This is a genomic window from Pseudomonas sp. PNPG3 (assembly GCF_023093815.1).
Taxonomy (GTDB): Bacteria; Pseudomonadota; Gammaproteobacteria; order Pseudomonadales; family Pseudomonadaceae; genus Aquipseudomonas; species Aquipseudomonas asiatica.
In genome coordinates this window covers 1-18,616 of record NZ_JALLKV010000012.1, presented here as the reverse complement: position 1 = coordinate 18,616, position 18,616 = coordinate 1, and the positions used below count along the sequence as shown (strand labels likewise).

Genomic DNA, 18,616 nt, shown 5'->3' with positions numbered 1-18,616 from the left:
ATTACCGAGGAGGCACAGATGCACATTTCCCTGAACGGCAAGCGCGCCATCGTCAGCGGCTCCACCGCCGGCATCGGCCTGGCCATCGCCATCGGCCTGGCCGAGGCGGGGGCCGAAGTGGTCCTCAACGGTCGCACCCAGGCCCGGGTCGACGAAGCCCTCAAAGTTGTGCGCGAGCGCCTGCCGCAGTCGCGCATCATCGGCATCGCTGCCGACCTGGGCACCCAGGCCGGTGCGCAGACGCTTTTCAAGCAGGTGCCGCACACCGACATCCTGGTCAACAACCTGGGCATCTTCGAGCCCAAGCCGTTCTTCGAGATCGAGGATGAGGACTGGCAGCGTTTCTTCGACGTCAATGTGCTCAGTGCCGTTCGCCTGTCGCGCCACTATGCCCCGGGCATGGCCGAGCGCAACTGGGGGCGAGTGGTGTTCCTGTCCAGTGAGTCGGCGCTGCAGATCCCGACCGAGATGATTCATTACGGCATGACCAAGACCGCATTGCTGGCGGTGTCGCGTGGGCTGGCCGAGACCCTGGCCGGCACCGGGGTGACGGTGAATTCGGTGTTGCCGGGGCCTACGCGTTCGGAAGGTGTGGGCGACTTCTTTACCAGGCTGGCCGAGGAGCAGGGGGTGTCGACTGAAGAGCTGGAAGCCAACTTCCTGGCCGAGCACCGGCCGACCTCGCTGATCAAGCGGCTGGCGACGGTGGAGGAGGTGGCGAACATGGTGGTGTACCTGGCATCGATGCAGGCCAGTGCCACTACCGGGGCTGCCTTGCGGGTGGATGGCGGGGTGCTGCGTTCCATTGCCTGATCTGTTTTGCCTGTACCGGCCTCTTCGCGGGTAAACCCGCTTCCACAGGTATCGCACAGGGCTCAAATTCTGTGGGGTACCTGTGGGAGCGGGTTTACCCGCGAAGAGGCCAGCACAGACAACCAATCAATCAGAGCGGGCGCAGCAGGCCAAACCGCTTGCGCAACGCCCAATCCAGCACCCGCCGCGGCAGTAACCGGGCCATCAACGGCAACGCCGTACTGCCGTTCCCCAACCGCACCACCGCCGGCACCGGCGACTTCCCGACCGCTGCCAACACGCCCTGGGCAAACACCGCCGCCGAGGTGGGCTTGTCCTGCGAAGCCCGTGCCCGTGCCTGCACGTGCTCGCGCAACGGCCACCACGCCGAATCCGTCGCCAGCACCTGCTCGGCCTGGCGCTGGGCATTGCTGGCGAACTGCGAGGCAATCGCTCCTGGCTGCACTTCCATTACCTGCACACCAAACGGCGCCAGTTCCAGGCGCAAGGCATCGCTCAGGGCATGCACGGCGGCTTTCGAGACGCAGTAGGCGCCGGCGAATGGCGTGATCAGCACGCCTGATACGCTGCCGATGTTCACCACCAGGCCCCGTGAGCGGCGTAGCTGGGGGAATAATGCGCGGGTAACGCCGACCACGGCGAATACATTGGTTTCGAACTGCTGGCGCAGGGCATCCACACCACCATCGAGCAGCGGGCCCATGGCGCCGTAGCCGGCGTTGTTGATCAAGATATCGAGGTTTACCAGTTCCTCGGCCAGGCGGGCCAGCGCCTCGCTGTCGTTCACATCAAGTTGCCGCGCGGTGAAGCCGGCGGCGTTCAGTTGCTCGACATCCTCAGGTTTGCGGGCGGTAGCCCAGACGTGGTGGCCGGCATCGCGGAAGGCGTCGGCCAGGGCGCGGCCGATGCCGCTGGAACAACCGGTGATCAGGACGGTGGGCATGGTGGGGCCTGCTGTCAGGGAGGATTGGTTTTTCCTGTGCCGGCCTCTTCGCGGGTAAACCCGCTCCCACAGGTACACCACAGAATTTGAGACCTGTGTAGTCCGTGTGGGAGCGGGTTTACCCGCGAAGAGGCCGGCACAGGCGATACATTAGTTGGCAAACGTACCTTGCAGATGCTCTGCACGAAACTCCAGGGTCTGCGGCCGGTACCCGGAGCGCAGTGGCGGCAGTGGCAGGCAGTCCTTCCACTCGGCCCCTGGCTGCAGCTCACCCGGCCCACGGTAGCGCGGGGCGTTGTAGGTGTTCTCCGCCAGGTTCACGGTATCGCCCGGCGCATACGCCGCCACCCGCCAGCGCAACTCGGTCAGCGGCACGTCGTTACCGTTCTTCATGCGCACCTGCAGGGCGCGGTCGGCGGGGCAGTGTTCGGGGGCGTAGGTCAGGCGTAGGTCCAGGCGGGCCAATTGCGAGGTTTCGCGGGTGTCCTGCCAGACGACGAACAGGGCCACCAGGCCCAGGCCACAAACGGCTGCCATCGAGATCGGCAGGGCCTTGGCCGGGTAGCGCAACAGCAGCACCAGCCAGGTGAGGATGAGGAAGGCACCGATGATCATGGGACGTGCAGACCTTGATTGCGCGGGGTCTGACCATCGTAGCCCGAAATGGAGAGTGGCTCAAAAAGCGGGGCCGCAAAGCGGCCCCAGGGTTGCATTACTGCGCGATGGTCTTCACCGAAACACCCCGTTCGATCGGAGTGGAGGTACGCCCGTAAACATCCTCGAAGCGCTCGATGTCATCCTCGCCGAGGTAGCTGCCGGACTGCACTTCGATGATCTCCAGCGGGATCTTGCCCGGGTTGCGCAGGCGGTGCACCGAGGCGATCGGGATGTAGGTGGACTGGTTCTCGGTCAGCAGGAACACGTTCTCGTCACAGGTCACTTCGGCGGTGCCGGATACCACGATCCAGTGCTCGGCACGGTGGTGGTGCATCTGCAGCGACAGGCTGGCGCCCGGCTTGACGGTGATGTGCTTGACCTGGAAGCGGCCGCCCATGTCCACCGAGTCGTACGAGCCCCACGGGCGATACACTTCCAGGTGGTTCTGGGTTTCGCTGCGGCCCTGCTCGTCGAGGGTCTTGACCATCTGCTTGACGCCCTGGACCTTGTCCTTGTGGGCAATCATCATGGCGTCCTTGGTCTCGACCACCACGATGTTCTCCAGGCCGATCACCGACACCAGCTTGCCGTTGCCGTGGATCATGCAGTTGTGGCTGTCCTGCACCACCACATCGCCCTTGGTGACGTTGCCGTTGTCGTCCTTCTCGTGCACTTCCCACAGCGACGACCAGCAGCCCACGTCGCTCCAGCCAGCCGACATCGGCACCACGCAGGCGCGCTGGGTCTTTTCCATCACCGCGTAGTCGATGGAGTTGTCCGGGCAGCAGGCGAAGGTGGCTTCGTCGATGCTCAGCACATCACCGTCTTCCTGGCTGCGCTCCAGGGCCAGCACGCAGGTGTCGTAGATGTCGCCGTCGTGCTTTTTCAGCTCTTCGAGGAAGCGGCTGGCACGGAACAGGAACATGCCGCTGTTCCAGAAGTAGCCGCCGGCCTGGACGAACTCGGCGGCGCGTTTTTCGTCGGGCTTCTCGACGAACTGCGCCACGCGCGCCACGCCTTCAGGCAGCAGGGCGTCCTGGCTGGAACGGATGTAGCCGTAGCCGGTTTCCGGCTTGGTCGCCGGCACGCCGAACAGCACCATCTCGCCACGCTCGGCGGCCACGGTGGCCAGGGCCAGGGCGCGTTGCAGGGCCTTCTGGTCATCGATCACGTGGTCGGCGGGCAGCACCAGCATCAGCTCGTCGCGGCCTTCGTTGACCAGTTTCATGGCAGCCATGGCCACGGCCGGCGCGGTATTGCGGCCGAACGGTTCCATCAAAATGCCTTGGGTTTCCAGCTTCAGCGCGGCCAGTTGCTCCTGGACGATGAACTTGTGGTCCTTGTTACAGACCACGATCGGCGTGTCCATGCCTTCGAACACCAGGCGCTCGAGGGTTTGCTGGAACAGTGTGTGTTCACCGGTCAGGGCCAGGAACTGCTTGGGGAACTGCTTTCGCGACAGAGGCCACAGACGGGAACCGCTACCACCAGAAAGAATTACCGGGATCATCATGTTTCTCCAATAGTCGTTGAGAGGCAGGGGAATCAGTTGCTAGCCACGGGGCGAGTTACCCACACCGGCGACAAGGCGTTGCCGGAACCCGTTACGTACAGCACTGCGGCTTCGCCGCGCTCCAGGGCGACGGGTTTGACGTCACCCACTTTCTTGTCTCCTTGGAACAGCGCCAGGTTGACCTTGACCGGGTTGATTTCGCGTTCGCCGCGGCCGTTGGCGGCCACCGGCTTGACCACTTCGGTCTTGCCGTCGGCGGTCTTCAGGGTCAGTTGCTGGTCACTCAGGTTCTGCACGCGAACCAGGGCTTTCTGCTTGTTCTTGAACGGCGGCTCTTCGATCAACTGCGGGTTGCCGCTGGCGCTGTTGACCAGGGTGTAGTACTTGTCCGCAGCCAGCTTGACCGGCACGCTCTTGCCACCGACCTGAGCGGTGTAGTCACCCCCTGGCAGGAAGCTGAAGTCACTGCTGCCCTGTGCACCAACCTGTTTGATCTGGGTGTTGCCGACCGAAGCTGCCGCCGGTGCGCTGGAAGCGTTGTAAAGGCGCACGAAGGTCGAGCCTTTCGGCGCGCTCGGGCCATACAGCGCGGCGTCGGCGCCGGCGAAGGCCTGCATGGAGGCCAGGGACAGGCCGGCAGCGAGGGTGAGGGCTTTGGCAATGGAAGTCTTGGTAGTCATATGTATGTTCCTCTGATTAGTGGTTAGTCCGGGTGGACGACAAAGCCAGGTTTTCTTCGGATTTACGGGTGTTCTTCAGCTGGGCGATCCACTGTGGATCGAAGCTGCTGAGGTCGTTCTTCATTGGCAGATAACGTTCGGGGAATTCCCACACCACCACTTGGGGTGCGGCGTTCTTGAAGGCATCGCTTTGCAGGTACTTGAGCATCGGCAGCAGCGGGCCATGGCCGTCTTCGGCGTAGTTGGCCACATCGCTGCGCAGGGCCTGCTGCAGCGCGCCGAGGAAGTTCCAGTGCGGGTTGGCGCTGTAGCTGGTGCCCACCAGCGCAACCGGGATCTGCGTGTCGGCGAACAGTGCGTCACCGGCTTCACCTTCGGCCTCGACCGGGCGAGTGGTGCGTTGCTGCAGGTTGTCCGGGGCCGGCAGAAGGTTGCTGAACAGCGGGTCCAGTGGCAGGAAGTTGGTCAGGTCGCCCTTGTATGGCGCGGTGCTGCCGGCTTCGGTGATGAACGCCTGCGGGTCGCCGTTGAGCAGGCTCTGGCGGCTGACCGCTTCGGCCAGTGCCTGCGCAGCCACTTCGGCGCCCATCGGCGTCCAGTGGGTGTCGGTGCGCAGGAACACCTGGCCGCGCGCCTTGGCCTGCTCCATGGGTGCCATCAGGTCCGGGGCGAACACGTTGGCCTGGCGTGCCTGGGCATGGAACTGGTTGTACAGATCGTCATGCAGACTGGTCGGCAGTTCGTTGCCCAGGTATTCGGCGTACACCCGCGCCTTGGCTGGCACGATCGCCAATACAAGCTGGCTGCCGTGCTGCTGCAGGGTGTCGCGCACGCCACGGATCAGCGCCAGGTTTTCCTGCATCAGCTGCTCGGCACCGGCGGTGGGCTTGAACTCTTCGTCACTGAACAGCCACTGGTCGCGGCCCAGCACCACGCCAGGGCGGCCTTCGTTGAACAGCTTGAAGTCCATCGCCGCCCAAAGGTTGGTGCCCAGGAGCTTGATCGGGAACTGTTCGTCGTAGTGGGTCTCGGCGGCCTTGGCCAGCTTGCCGTTGAGCAGGGTCATCTGCTCGGTACGCTGGAAGCTTTGCAGGCCACCGGTGGACCAGACGCCCATGCCCACCAGCAGGCCGAGGAACGACAGCGAATAGGTAATGCGTAATGTCCGGGTCATGTCATCAACCTCAGAACTGGAAGTAAAGGAACGGCGAGTAGCTCTGCGCCGAAAGCTTGAGGATCGAGGCTACGAACAGCAGCAGCACCAGGGCGCGGGTCATCACCCGGGTCCAGTCCAGGCCGATCGAACCGTCGCTGTTGACCTCCACCGGGGTGGCCTTGGGCGTTGGCCGGGCGTTGCGGTAGAAGTCGCGCAGGCCGAAGAACGCCAGGGTGATGTAGGCGACCACCAGGGTGGCTACCTGCAGGCCGGTGAGCTGGGCACGGTTGAGTTCCGACAGCTGCCAGTCGCCGAAGCTGAACATGGCGCCGTACATGCGACCGGCCACTTCCAGGTTCTCGGCACGGAAGATTACCCAGCCGACCACCACCAGCAGGAAGGTGAATGCCCACTTCACCGGGTTGAAACGCTGTGGGTTGGTGTCGATGCCCAGCGCGCGCTCGATGGCCAGCCACATGCCGTGCCAGGCGCCCCAGATGATGTAGGTGAAGTTGGCGCCGTGCCACAGGCCACCCAGCAGCATGGTCAGGAACAGGTTACGGTAGGTGTTGAAGGTGCCTTTGCGGTTACCGCCCAGGGTGATGTACAGGTAGTCGCGCAGCCAGGTCGACAGGCTGATGTGCCAGCGCCGCCAGAACTCGGTGATCGACTGGCTGATGTACGGCTGCTTGAAGTTCTCCATGAAGCGGAAGCCCATCATCAGGCCCAGGCCGATGGCCATGTCGCTGTAGCCGCTGAAGTCGAAGTACAGCTGCGCGGTGTAGGCCAAAGCGCCGAGCCAGGCATCCCCGGTGGTCGGGTTCTGCAGGGCGAAGCAGTGGTCGGCCACTACCGCCAGGGTATCGGCGATGAACACTTTCTTGATGAAGCCCTGCATGAAGCGGGTGCAGCCTTCGGAGAACTTGTCCAGGGTGTGGGTGCGGTTGTTGAACTGGTCGACCAGGTCCTTGAAGCGCAGCACGGGGCCGGCGATCAGGTGCGGGAAGATCGCCACGAACGCCGCGAAGTCGATCAGGTTGCGGGTGGCCGGGGTGTCGCCGCGGTACACGTCGATGATGTAGCTGATCGACTCGAAGATGTAGAACGAGATACCGATCGGCAGCAGCACGTGGGTGAGGATGAACGGCTCCAGGCCGAACGAGGAGATGATCGCATTGAGGCTGTCGACACCGAAGTTGGCGTACTTGAAATAGCCGAGAATCGCCAGGTCCACACCGACGCCGAGCAGCAGCCAGCGCTGGGCCGGCTTGGTACGCACGCCGGCGGCGCCGACTTTCAGGCCGATCCAGTAGTTCCACAGGGTCACGCCGGCGAACAGGGCGAGGAAGTCGACCCGCCACCAGGCGTAGAAGATGTAGCTGGCGACCAGCAGCAGCAGGTTGCGATAGCGTTGCCCGCTCAAGTAGTACAGGCCGAGGAAGATCGGCAAGAACAGGAACAGGAACACGTTGGACGAGAAGACCATCCCGGTTCTCCTTTTTGTTCACAGCATCCGGGGCAAAGCGCCCCCCAAACCCCCCACATGTTCGTGGCGGGCTACCTAGATTCCTGTGGGAGCGGGTTTACCCGCGAAGAGGCCGGCACAGGCACCGCACATGGCAGGTCTGGCCTTTTCGCGGGTAAACCCGCTCCCACAGGGGTTTTACGTTACTTTTTCGATTCCGCGCTCGGGTCATAGACCCGGGTCAGGTCGCCGCCCAGCCGGAAGCTGTTGAACGGCTGCATACCGCGCTTGCGCTGCAGGGTGTCGCCACTGCACGCATACAGGCTGCAATAGGGCTCCATCCACGAATACTTGCTGTCGATCTTCAGGTCTTTCATGTCCTGTTTCTCGCCATTGCGGGCCTTGAACGCGCTTGGGTCCTTCGAACCGTTCAGTACCCGCTGCGCCAGGCGCTGCAGGGCGTTGTTGTTCTCGCCGCGCACGTCCACGCCATTGACCTGGGCGAAGCTGGCGATCATCGTCAACGGCGGCAGGGCGTAGTTGTGGTAGGCCAGGGCGCGTTGCTTGCGCTTCAGTTCGTTGGGCAGGAAGCCCTGCTCGTCTACCTGGTTGGCGCCAACCCTGTATTCCTTCACGGCCCAGTCGAACAGGTCGCGACGGTCGGTGGCCACGGCGGTGGCCATTACCGCCCAGGCCGCCCAGTAGCTGTGGTTGTTGATCTTCTCCAGTGGCAGGTCGCTCCAGTCGCGCACGGTCTGCTCGGCCAGGCGGGCGAACCATTTTTCGATCAGCTCGGCCTCGGCCTGGTGCGCGGCCAACGGCTGCGAATTGGAGAACTTCAGGCGCAGCCACGAACCACTCATGCTGCCCAGCGCCCATTTGCGCATCGACTTGCCGGTGTGGTTGTAGTCGGTGGACATCAGCGCATCGGCGCGTGCCCAGCTGCCCAGCCAGGCCAGGGTGCAGTCGAGCTGCGCCGGGCGGCCGTCACGCATGTACTGGCCGATCATCTTGCTCACGCCTTTCTCAAGGGTGGTGATGTCTTCGGTGGACTTGCGAAAGGCCTTTTCCGAGTCGGCGTTGAGTGTTGCCCGCGCCTTGTCCGAGCCTTCGTACTTGCTGCGGAACTGCAGGGCACCGGTATACGGTTTGGGGGCAGCTTCGCAGCGGAAGTTACCGTCGCCGGTCTTGAGCTTTTCGATCCCCTCGTAGTAACCCTGGGGCGGTACCAGCGCGGCGTGCGCGGCACCGCCGCACAACGCCAGGGCGAGCAGGGCGGGGCGGGAAATTCGCTTGAACGGGATCATGGTCGCCTCACTGGCCGGCCTGCGCGGTCTGCGCAGGCACGGCGAAGTTGTTGCGTTTGCAAAGCTTGGCTTCGACCTTCTGGGTACCGCTTTCCGGTCCCTGCACCTCGAACGCCAGCAGGCTCTGGCTGGCCCAGTCCTCGTCTTCGCGCATCTGGAAGACGAAGCGGCCGTCGGTGTCGGAGGTTTCCGGTTTTTCCAGCTTGATGTCCTCGTGGCGGCCGTTGAGGTACCAGAGGGTCGCTTGCAGCACCTTCACCGACGGGTCTTCGAACTTGATGTCCATCTGCATGTTGCGGTTGATCAGGTCTTTGATCACGCCGCCCTTGCCATTGACCATCAGCTCGTTCTTGCCGGGCTTGAGGGTGGCGCTGGCGCTCATCAGGGCCGGGCGGTCATCGCAGCCGTCGTCGAGCAGGCCAAGGATTTGCCGCCAGATGGTTTCCTGGTCCAGGCGATACAGCGGGGAGAATTCCCAGATCAGGATCTTCGGCGGGTTCTTCTGGAATTCTTCGCTGCCCAGGTACTGGATCATCGAACCTTCCAGGCCACCACCAGGGAAGGCCACGTTGAGCACGTCGGCGCCGATGTACTGCTCGAGGAAGCCGGAGAAGTTGTAGTTCTTGCCACTGTGGCTGGTGCCGACCAGGGTGATCTGCGCGTTGCCGCCGTCACCGAACAGGTCGTCGCCGCCGCCGGTGGAACCTTTCGGCTCGGTGGCGAACTGGTCCATGTATTGGACGGCATAGCTGGTGCCGCACAGCTGGCCGGCCACGTTATGCAGGGTGCCGGTCTTGCCCATGCGCCCGGACTTTTTCGTTTCGAATTCCTTGCGCGGGATGCCTTCGAAAGCCGGCATCTTGTGCACGGTATCGGCCACGATCCTGGCCGCGCGCTCGGCGCCGTAGGGCGTCCAGTGCTGGTCGCCGCGGAAGTAGAAGTCCTTGCCCTGGTCGGCAGCGGCCAGCTGTTCGTTGGTCAGCGGCGACAGGTCGGGCACGTTGTAGCCCATGCTGGCAAAGCGTTTGAGCATGGCCTGGTAGTTGCCCAGGGCCTTCTGGTAGTCGAAGGCAGCCTTTTCCGCCGGGTTGAGCATGTTGCGGTTCACCAGGCCGCGGGTCGGCTGGTACACCACCACCAGTTCCACGCCGCGCTTCTTGAATGCGTCGTGCACTTGCTGCAGGCGCTTGTAGCCGGCCGGGGTGGTATTGAACTCGGTGCGCAGGTCTTCGCGGGTACGGAACAGCCAGTCGCCCTTCGCCTGCACCAGCGTGGTGAAGTTCTGCTGGTAACGGGTGGTGTAGCGGCTTGGGTCATGCGCTTCAGGGCACAGCTGGCAGCAAGGCTCGGCGCTGAAGGTGGGGGCCTTGACGTCTTCGGCGCGCACGCCCTGGCTGATCGCCAGAAGGGCGGCGGACAGGCCCAGCAGTTTCATCAGATGTGGAGTCATGGTCTGGGCTTCCTTAATCGATCATTTCGGTCTGGCGTTCGACCGGGTCGATCAGCACAGCCTTTTGCTGGCGTACCAGCAGGTCGAGGATTTCGTCCTGGCGTCCGCCGAGGATGCCGTTGAGGCTGATGCCGTTGGCCTTGCGCGGGGCGAGCATGGATACCTTGTACAGCTCGACCGACAGCGGCGAGTCGATCGACAGCGGGCCCGAGCCGTTGGCCGCCAGTTCGCCACCGACCAGGATCAGCGACACCTTGGTGTCGAACGGGTCGAGGGCGATGTCGCGGTCGGTGTTGGACAGGTCCTTGATGTGGCCGTACACGCCGACCAGGCCGTTGGCCATTGCGACGTTCTCGTACAGGCGGATGTTCACGCTGTTACGCACGCGGATGCCGTGGCGGCGGTTGTTGATCAGCTTGTTGCCCCAGATCAGGTTGTCGCCACTTTCGTACAGGGTGATGCCGTCGGTGTGGTTGCGGTAGATCTCGTTGTAGGCAATCAGGTTGTTGACGCTGTTACGGTCGATCACCACGCCCGAGAGCTTGTTGTCGAAGCTCTTGTTGTTGATGATCCAGCTGTCGTTGACCTCACGCGAGACGATGATGCCGTGCTTTTTCTTGGTGCCGTACACCGTGTTGCCGGCGATGATCAGCCGGTGCGAGCGGTCGTGCGGGTCGATGCCGTAGACGATGTTGTCGCGGTAGGTGCTGTCCTTGACCACGAAGTCCTGGGTTTCGTAGCAGTAGAAGCCGTACCACATGTCGCTGAACTCGGAGCCGATGATCCAGCCGGTGGGTTCCGGGCGGCCCATGCGCTTGGCCATGTTCGGCGTGTACTGCGAGATGCTCACGCCGTACGACTTGGACTTGGCGTAGCCGAAGCTGGCCATCTTGGTATTGACGATGTAGGTCTCGGTGCCGCCCCACGACAGCAGGAACGGGCGGAATTCCTTGGGCGAACGGAAGGTCGCCGGGCCGTTTTCCTTTTCCCGCCAGCCGGTCACCTGGGTGTCGGTGACGAACAGCTTGCCGTCGTTGACCAGGAACGAACCGCCTTCCTGGGACAGGCGCAGTTGCTTGACCTTGCCGTCGATCTCGAGGATGCCCTTCTGCCCGACCACGATCGGCAGGCGCGCCAGGTATACGCCCGGCTCGACTTCGCTGAGGTACTGCTTGGGTACCTTCTTGCTCAACTCGAGCAGGTCGACATGGCCGTCATCGACGAAGATCGCCTGCGGAATGCCATGCTGGCGCTGGACCCACTCGGCCGCCTTGTTGTCGCCGCCGACGAATTCCTTGAGGGTATCCTCCTGGAACATGCGGCGCAGGCTGACCTTGCCTTTGTGGCGACGGTCGATTTTCTTCTGCACCGCCTCGGCGGTGTAGCCGGTCAGGTCAGGCAGCTTCGGCGGGTCCATGTGCAGCGGCTCGACCGGTGCACTGGAGACCGTGTAGGTCTTGGCCTGCTGCAGTTCCTTGGCGATCACCTGGGGCTCTGCGGCAGCCACCAGGCCGCTGGCCAGCAGCAAGGCGCTGGCCAGCAGGCTGTGACGTAAGTGCGGGTGAAGGTTCATAACGGTAAGTCCTCTACCGGCCTCAGAAGCGCCAGATCACGTCGACGAAGGCGCGGTGCATGTACGAGTCCGCTTCCTTGCCGTAGGCGTCACCCGGCTTGAACACACCGGCGCGCAGGCGCACCAGGGCAGATGGCTCGTCGATGGCCTGGCTCATCGAAGCCGGCAGCAGGCCTTGCTTGAAGTACTTGGTCACGACCACGTCCATTTCCTGGCCAAGGTCTTTTTCGCCATCGACCAGCGGGCGGTTCACACCGTTGTCGTTGACCACCGCGTTGATGCCGCTGGAACCGATGTTCTGGTTGCCATCGACACGCCAGAACTTGTGGTAGATGAAGCTGGCGTCGTAGTCGTCGCGCAGTTGCCAGGAGGCGAACAGGGTGGCCGCCTGCAGGTTGCCCAGCTCGCCACGGAAGGCTTCACCGAAGCGGTGCACGCGCGAACGGGTGCCGGTGTAGTTGGAGCGGTTGCTCTCCAGGCCGGTCTGCTCGTAGTTGCTCGAACCGTCGTCGCCACCGCCGCCGCTGCCACGGGCATAGGCCGCACCGACCTGCCATTGCGGGTCGAGGCGCAGGCGGATGCCGAGGTCGGTGGCCCAGGCGTTGACGTCACCGCTCTGCTTGCCGGTGGCCACGGTTTCGTCACCGACGACCTGGCTGCTGAGGGTGTCGCGGTCACCGGTCAGCCAGGTGACGCTGCCCCAGTAGTTGACGGTGTGGTCGTTGCGCCAGTTGTAGGCGTCGCTGTTCGCTTCCAGGCCCAGCCAGGTGAGGTCGCCGGTGCGGGTCTTGTCCAGCGCATCGACGGTTTCGCCCGGGTTCTTCAGGCTGCCGCCATCGTGGGTATGGTGGGCGCGAACGCCGACCCAGTGGCCAGGGGTCCACTGCGTGGCGACGTTGCCGTAGAGGTGTGTGCGGTCCTTGTCTTCCGGGGCCAGCTCGGTGAGGTCGGTGCGGTATTCGCTGAAGCGCTGGGCCACGCCCAGGTCGGCCTTGAGCAGGGTGGTGTCGAAGGTCCAGTTCAGCGCCTCGATATTGGTGTCACGCCACATGCCATCGTCGCTGCGCAGGCGCTGGCGACCGAAACGCAGCTGTTCGCCGGGGTAGGCGGTGAGGCCGCTGTAGCCGACCCAGAATTCGCGCATGGCCAGGTAGCTCTTGTCCTGTTCACGGCCGTCGGCGGCGGTGTCGGTGCTGGTGCCGTCGTCGTTCTGGCGCAAGGTATCGGTTTCAATGGTGTCGGTCGCGGTGACGGCTTGGCCCATGGCATAGGCGCTCCAGTTGCCACGCTCGCCATATACCCAAGGGCGCAGATCGAGACCGAGGCCGTTGACGTCACCGCCGGAGCGGGTGCCAAGGTCACGGTCGTCTTCCGACTGGCCGGTGATTTTCACATCCAGGCCGAAGTTCTTTTCAGCGGTCATTTCCGCCAGGGTCGGGCAGGACCACAGCAGGGCGAAGCTCAGGCCGATGCCAGCTTTCACGAAGGGATTGAGCGTCATAGCGAGTCCTCACCGGTTACTTCTTTTTCGTCGTCTTGCAGGGCTTCGATGGCCAGGGTGCTGTTGGCACCTTGCGCCATGCTGCCGCGCGCCTGCTTCTCTTGTGCCAGCAGTTGCTGGGCCTGGCTGCGCTGGTCAGGCGTAAGTTGCTGGTCGAGCTGCTGCAGCAGTTCAGCGGATTGCGGCGACGGGTTGGCCTGGGCGAGCTGGGCGAATACCCAGGCGTTGCCCGGTTGCGGGCGAATGCCGTGACCTTCGCTGAACAGCTGGGCCAGGGCATAGTCGGCGCTGTTCTGCCCGCCACGGGCGGCGGCCAGCAGGTGGTCGACGGCCTTCTGCGGCTCGACATTGCCCAGGTAGCCGCGGCGGTACAGCTGGCCCAGGTAGTAATGGGCGCTGACTTCGCCGGCGTCGGCGGCAGCCTGCAGGTGTTCTTCGGCTTTGGCCGCGTCCGCAGGCACGGTCTTGCCTTCGTAGTACAGGCGGCCCAGCAACAGTTCGGCGCGTGGCTGTTCGGCTTCGCGGCCCTTGTCGATGTAGGCCATCAGCTGGTCGGTATCGCCCAGCTCGGGGAAGTCGTACACCAGTTGCGCCAGGCTGACCCAGGACGCCGGGTTGGCCGGGGCCACCTGCTCGAGCAGGTCCTTGGCGGTTTTTTCGTCGGTCTGGCCGAGGCTGCGGTCAGCCAGTACCCGGGCAACGCTATCGACCCGGGTGGCCGGCACTGCGCCCTGGGCGTAGGCAGCCTTGAGCTGGCCGAGGAGGGCAGCCTGCTGGTCGGCCTGGCCGCGCTTCTGGTACACGGTGGCCAGTTCGACGTAGCAGATGTCGGTGGTGTTCAGCGCGGCCTTGCAGATTTTCTCCACTTCGCCCAGGTGCTGGTCGTAGGTGCCCTGGGTGCGGTACAGCAGCACCTGGGCCAGGCCCGCTTCCGGGTTACCGGCGGCGCGCCACTGGTCGATCTGCTGCTGCGCATTGACCTTGGGGAAGCTCTGCGGGTAGGTCAGGTAGAGCATCGCCAGCGGGATCAGAGTGTTGCTTTCGCCCTGCTTGGCGGCTTGCTTGAGCAGGGTTTCGGCTTCTTCGCGCTCGGCCTGGGTGCTGTCGGGCTTGGCCACCAGCAGGCGGCCAAGGCGCGCCTGGGCACGCGGCGAGATGGCGGCCGCGGCGCGGTAGGTGGCCTCGGCTTCCTTGATTTTCGCCGGGTCGCGGGTGGCGACCTTGATGTCGGCCAGGCCCACTTGCGCTTCGCTGTAGCCCAGGTCGGCCAGCGCCTTGTAGTTGCGCTCGGCCAGTGCCGTGTCACCGCGCTTCATGGCTTCGTTGGCCAGGCGCTGGTCGGGCAGGCCTGCACAGCCGGCCAGGGTGATGGCTGCAGCCAGGGCACACAGGCCCAGGCTGGCGCTTTTCTTGTGGGGAATCATGTTGTGGTCCTCTTACAGCCCACGGGCCATGGCTTTGTCGATCAGCCAGTTCAGCGATGGGCCACGGTCGCTGTTGACCGAAGCCGGGCGACCGGCGAGTTCGGCGGGCAGGGCGCTGTCGGGCTTGATCTGCACGCGGATGTCGGCGGCCAGGTCTTCGCTGTTGAGGCTGGCGCTGCTGACGATCTGGCCGGTACGCACTTCGTCTTCGCCGGCTACCTGGAAGTTGACGCGGGTGCCTGGCTTGACCTCGTCGAACTGGCGGTAGGTGAAGCGCGCCTCGACCATCGGGTTGGTGGTGCGCGGGATCAGCTGGAAGATCGGCTGGCCCTTGGCGGCGTACTGGCCGTTGTCCACCAGCTGGCGGGCAACCACGCAATCACACGGGCTGGTGAGGGTGCCGGACAGCTGCTTGCCGAACAGTTCCTCGATCTTCGCCGGCTCCAGCTGTGCGTCTTCCAGGTTGCCCTTGAGCATGTCCAGCATGCTGGTGGTGAAACTGGCCAGTGGCGCGCCCTTGGCGATCTGCCCACCGCTTTCGACCAGGCTGTTCACGGTGCCGTCGCGCGGCATGGTGACGTTGGTGGTGGGTACCGCGACCACGCCGGCTTCGGCATGGCTGACGAAGTACATGCCGTACAGCGACTTGGCGATGAAGCCGAAGGCGGCGACACCGACCACGAACACGCCGAGGGTGACGGTGACCGCCTTGAGACGGCCGAACGCGCTCAGGCCGGCACCGCCGTCCTTCTGCTTGCGCGCCTTGGTGAAGTTGTCGCGCTGCAGGGTGCTGAGCACATCGCCGGCAGTGATCAGCTCACCCGACAGGTGCGAGGTGATGATGTGGCGCAGCGTGGCGATGTCGCGGAGCTCGAGGTTCTGAAACTGCGCGCCGGTACGGCCACTGCCCGGATTGTAGGAGCGCACCTGGAACTCGATGTCCATCGACAGGCCGAGGTTGTCGACCGTGAACTGCAGCCGCCCGCGGAGCACGTCGCCAACCGACAGTTGTTGCTTGGTGTGGAAACTCAGGCCACCGGCGGAGAGGTCGTCGACCTTCACATCGTGGGCCTGGCGCTGAGGGTCGAGGAACCGCAGCTTGGCGGGGATGCGTACCCGGGCATGCTGGCGCTGGGCTTCGGACTCATGCACGACGTTGACGTTCACGGCGGTATTCATGTGGTTTGTTCCTGTTAGTTCCGATCCGGGTTGGGCTCACACGACCATGAACAGCACAGCAACGAAGATGCTGGCAGCCGAGAAGGTCATGGTCCGCGAGGACCAGGTGTTGAACCATTGTTGAAAGCTGGCGAGGTCACGCTTGAGGGCAGTGGGCTGACGCGTCCAGGACTGCTTGTCGAGGCGGAAGAACACGTAGATCTTCATCAGTGCGCCGATGATCTGGTTGTAATAGAGAATCAGCGGGTAGGCCGGGCCTACGTTGTGGCCGGAGCACAGCAGCATGATGGTGAGGATCAAGCGGGTGATGCCGATCCACAGCAGATACACCAGCAGGAAGCCCAGGCCGAACTTGAGGCTGGCGATCACCGCCACGGTCAGGCCCAGCAGGCTGGTCCACATCGACACGCGCTGGTCGAACAGCACGATGCTGGTGAACAGCCCCAGGCGGCGCAGGCCCAGGCCAAGCGCGCGGGAGTTCTGCCGCAGGTTGTTGCCGTACCAGCGGTACATCAGCTTGCGGCTGGCCTTGAGGAAGCTCTTCTCCGGCGGGTGCTCGACCGTGTTGATGGCTGCGTCCGGCACGTAGAAGGTGTCGTAGCCCAGGCGCATCAGGCTGAACCAGCTGGACTTGTCGTCACCGGTGAGGAACTTGAAGCGGCCCAGGCGCCAGTGCATCAGCGAGTCGCTTTCGACGTCGGCGATGAACTCGGGGTTGGTCACCACGCTGGCGCGGAACATCGACATGCGTCCGGTCATGGTCAGCACGCGCTTGGACAGGGCCATCGAGCACATGTTGATGTGGCGCTGGGCGAAGCGCAGCTTGTGCCACTCGCTCATGATGTAGCCGCCACGCACTTCGCAGAACTCGTTGGTGGTCAGGCCGCCGACATTGGGGAACAGCTTGAACCACGGCACGGTCTTGCGTACCACGCCATCGCCCAGCACGGTGTCACCGTCGATTACCGCCACCACGGCGTTCTCGTCCGGCAGCATGCGCGAGATCGCACGGAAACCGTAGGCCAGGCCGTCACGCTTGCCGGTACCGGCGATGCGCACGATGTCCAGCTTCACGTGGGCTGGCGGGTTGTATTTGGCCCACAGGCTTTTCACCAGCAGTTCGTCCGACATCTCCACCAGCGAGCAGACCACGGTGGTGGGGAAGCCACAGTTGATCGCCTCGCGGATCACCGAGCTGTACACCTGGGCGGTGGTGAGAGCTTCGATGCGAAAGCTGGTCACCATCAGATACACATGGGACGGGTCGGCGTCCTTGCCCATTTTCTGAACCTTGCGGCGCAGGTACGGGTATACGCCGTAGAGGAAGATCATGCCGCGGATGAAATGGGTGGCGCCCATGGAGTAGCGCCAGATGCCGACTGCGCCGACCAGGAAGATGAAGTGCTTCGACTGCGAGTCGAAGATATCGGCTGGCAGGGCCAGGGCGATCAGCATGAGCAGACTCACGTAGAGCAGCCAACCGGCGCACTGCAACAGCACTGTCTGGATCCTTTGCATGTTCAGCATCCGTCGAGAATTCGGGAAAAGGTGGGCAGCGGGGGTGGGGAGGCCCCCGCTGCCCGGCCAGCACTTACCAGCAGATGCCTTCGGTGCGGCTGGTGGCGCAGGTCGGTTTGCTCATGAAACCGACCAGGTCGATCACGTGCTTGCCGGCCGGTGCTTGTTGGGCCAGTGCACGGAACTGCTCGTCACGGTTGCCCAGGACGATGACGTCGGCGTTGTCGATCACCTTCTGGAAGTCGGCGTTGAGCAGCGACGACACGTGCGGGATCTTCGATTCGATGTAGTCCTTGTTGGCGCCGTGGACGCGGGCGTACTGGACGTTGTCGTCGTAGATATCCAGCTGGTAGCCCTTGCCGATCAGGCGTTCGGCCAGTTCCACCAGCGGGCTTTCACGAAGGTCGTCGGTGCCGGCCTTGAAGCTCAGGCCGAGCAGGGCGACCTTGCGCTTGTCGTGGGCTTCGATCAGCTCGAAGGCGTTCTGCACCTGCGATTCGTTGCTGCGCATCAGCGAGTCGAGCAGCGGTGCGCGTACATCGAGGCTGGCGGCGCGATAGGTGAGGGCGCGCACATCCTTGGGCAGGCACGAGCCGCCGAAGGCGAAGCCAGGGCGCATGTAGTACTGGGACAGGTTCAGCACTTTGTCCTGGCAGACCACGTCCATCACGTCACGGCCATCCACGCCTACGGCCTTGGCAATGTTGCCGATCTCGTTGGCGAAGGTGACCTTGGTGGCGTGCCACACGTTGCAGGTGTACTTGATCATCTCGGCCACTTCGATCGGCTTGCGGATGATCGGCGCGTCGAGCTCTTCGTACAGGGCCTGCAAGATGTCGCCGCTGGCGCTGTCCAGTTCGCCGATGACGGTCATCGGTGGCTGGTCGTAGTCCTTGATCGCGGTGCTTTCACGCAGGAATTCCGGGTTGACCGCGACGCCGAAGTCGACGCCGGCTTTCTTGCCCGAGCAGTCTTCGAGGATCGGGATCACCACGTTCTTCACGGTGCCCGGCAGCACGGTGCTGCGTACCACGATGGTGTGGCGGCGCTCGCTGTCACGCAGCACGTAGCCGATTTCGCGGCACACCGACTCGATGTACTCAAGGCCCAGGTCGCCGTTCTTCTTGCTTGGGGTTCCCACGCAGATCATCGATACGTCGCTGGCACGAATGGCTTCGGCGAAATCGGTAGTACCGCGCAGGCGGCCGTTGGCGATGCCCTGTTGCAGCAGTGCTTCCAGGCCAGGTTCGACGATGGGCGACTTGCCCTGATTGATCAGGTCGATCTTGGTGCTGGATACATCCACACCGATCACTTCATGGCCTCGCGCCGTCAGGCAGCCAGCACAGACTGCACCCACATAACCCAAACCAAAGATGCTGGGCGGCGGCAAAAACTGAGTGCAACACCTGACCTTTCCGGTACGGTGCTGCCCCT

Annotated in this window: 15 protein-coding genes; 1 reads left to right on the top strand and 14 read right to left on the bottom strand. The window is 63.7% G+C overall.

The window, feature by feature from the left end:
• Positions 1-18: 18 nt before the first annotated feature.
• Positions 19-813 carry an SDR family oxidoreductase gene (locus MJ643_RS10650; RefSeq protein ID WP_024087720.1) on the top strand — a complete coding sequence of 265 codons (795 nt, stop codon included), beginning with the start codon at positions 19-21 and terminating at the stop codon, positions 811-813.
• 130 nt (positions 814-943) lie between these two features.
• On the opposite strand, the gene MJ643_RS10645 is transcribed toward MJ643_RS10650, so the two are convergent.
• The 14 genes from MJ643_RS10645 to MJ643_RS10580 all read right to left on the bottom strand — a co-directional run bounded on the left by MJ643_RS10645 (position 944) and on the right by MJ643_RS10580 (position 18,572).
• Positions 944-1,756 (bottom strand): SDR family oxidoreductase, encoded by an 813-nt coding sequence (locus tag MJ643_RS10645; RefSeq protein WP_208209245.1) that lies wholly within the window; start codon positions 1,754-1,756, stop codon positions 944-946.
• Between the two features lie 150 nt (positions 1,757-1,906).
• On the bottom strand, positions 1,907-2,371 hold the full coding sequence (locus MJ643_RS10640; protein WP_023660659.1) for a hypothetical protein: 465 nt from the start codon (positions 2,369-2,371) through the stop codon (positions 1,907-1,909).
• Between the two features lie 97 nt (positions 2,372-2,468).
• Positions 2,469-3,923 (bottom strand): mannose-1-phosphate guanylyltransferase/mannose-6-phosphate isomerase, encoded by a 1,455-nt coding sequence (locus tag MJ643_RS10635; RefSeq protein ID WP_024087718.1) that lies wholly within the window; start codon positions 3,921-3,923, stop codon positions 2,469-2,471.
• A 35-nt stretch (positions 3,924-3,958) separates the two neighbouring features.
• Complete coding sequence (locus MJ643_RS10630; protein WP_013974158.1) at positions 3,959-4,606, bottom strand: alginate O-acetyltransferase AlgF; 648 nt, start codon at positions 4,604-4,606, stop codon at positions 3,959-3,961.
• A gap of 16 nt (positions 4,607-4,622) precedes the next feature.
• On the bottom strand, positions 4,623-5,780 hold the full coding sequence (locus MJ643_RS10625; RefSeq protein WP_247726791.1) for an alginate O-acetyltransferase: 1,158 nt from the start codon (positions 5,778-5,780) through the stop codon (positions 4,623-4,625).
• A 10-nt stretch (positions 5,781-5,790) separates the two neighbouring features.
• Positions 5,791-7,248, bottom strand: a complete 1,458-nt coding sequence (locus tag MJ643_RS10620) for an MBOAT family protein (protein ID WP_013974157.1) — start codon at positions 7,246-7,248, stop codon at positions 5,791-5,793.
• 182 nt (positions 7,249-7,430) lie between these two features.
• Positions 7,431-8,534 carry a mannuronate-specific alginate lyase gene (locus MJ643_RS10615; protein ID WP_013974156.1) on the bottom strand — a complete coding sequence of 368 codons (1,104 nt, stop codon included), beginning with the start codon at positions 8,532-8,534 and terminating at the stop codon, positions 7,431-7,433.
• 7 nt (positions 8,535-8,541) lie between these two features.
• Positions 8,542-9,984, bottom strand: coding sequence for an alginate O-acetyltransferase (locus MJ643_RS10610; protein ID WP_013974155.1), 1,443 nt, complete (start codon positions 9,982-9,984; stop codon positions 8,542-8,544).
• A 13-nt stretch (positions 9,985-9,997) separates the two neighbouring features.
• The gene (algG, locus tag MJ643_RS10605) at positions 9,998-11,557 is read right to left on the bottom strand and encodes a mannuronan 5-epimerase AlgG (RefSeq protein ID WP_208209244.1); all 1,560 of its coding nucleotides are present in this window, start codon (positions 11,555-11,557) and stop codon (positions 9,998-10,000) included.
• 22 nt (positions 11,558-11,579) lie between these two features.
• Positions 11,580-13,058, bottom strand: a complete 1,479-nt coding sequence (locus tag MJ643_RS10600) for an alginate export family protein (RefSeq protein ID WP_013974153.1) — start codon at positions 13,056-13,058, stop codon at positions 11,580-11,582.
• Positions 13,055-14,482 (bottom strand): alginate biosynthesis TPR repeat lipoprotein AlgK, encoded by a 1,428-nt coding sequence (gene algK, locus MJ643_RS10595; protein ID WP_196184561.1) that lies wholly within the window; start codon positions 14,480-14,482, stop codon positions 13,055-13,057. Before algK ends, MJ643_RS10600 begins: the two co-directional genes overlap by 4 nt.
• 12 nt (positions 14,483-14,494) lie before the next feature.
• Entirely contained in the window at positions 14,495-15,661 is a 1,167-nt protein-coding gene (locus MJ643_RS10590; protein WP_013974151.1) for an alginate biosynthesis protein Alg44, read from the bottom strand.
• Between the two features lie 36 nt (positions 15,662-15,697).
• On the bottom strand, positions 15,698-17,179 hold the full coding sequence (locus MJ643_RS10585) for a glycosyltransferase family 2 protein (protein WP_031324250.1): 1,482 nt from the start codon (positions 17,177-17,179) through the stop codon (positions 15,698-15,700).
• 73 nt (positions 17,180-17,252) lie between these two features.
• Positions 17,253-18,572: a UDP-glucose/GDP-mannose dehydrogenase family protein gene (locus MJ643_RS10580; protein WP_247726792.1), complete on the bottom strand. Its 1,320-nt coding sequence runs from the start codon at positions 18,570-18,572 to the stop codon at positions 17,253-17,255.
• Between the last annotated feature and the right edge of the window lie 44 nt (positions 18,573-18,616).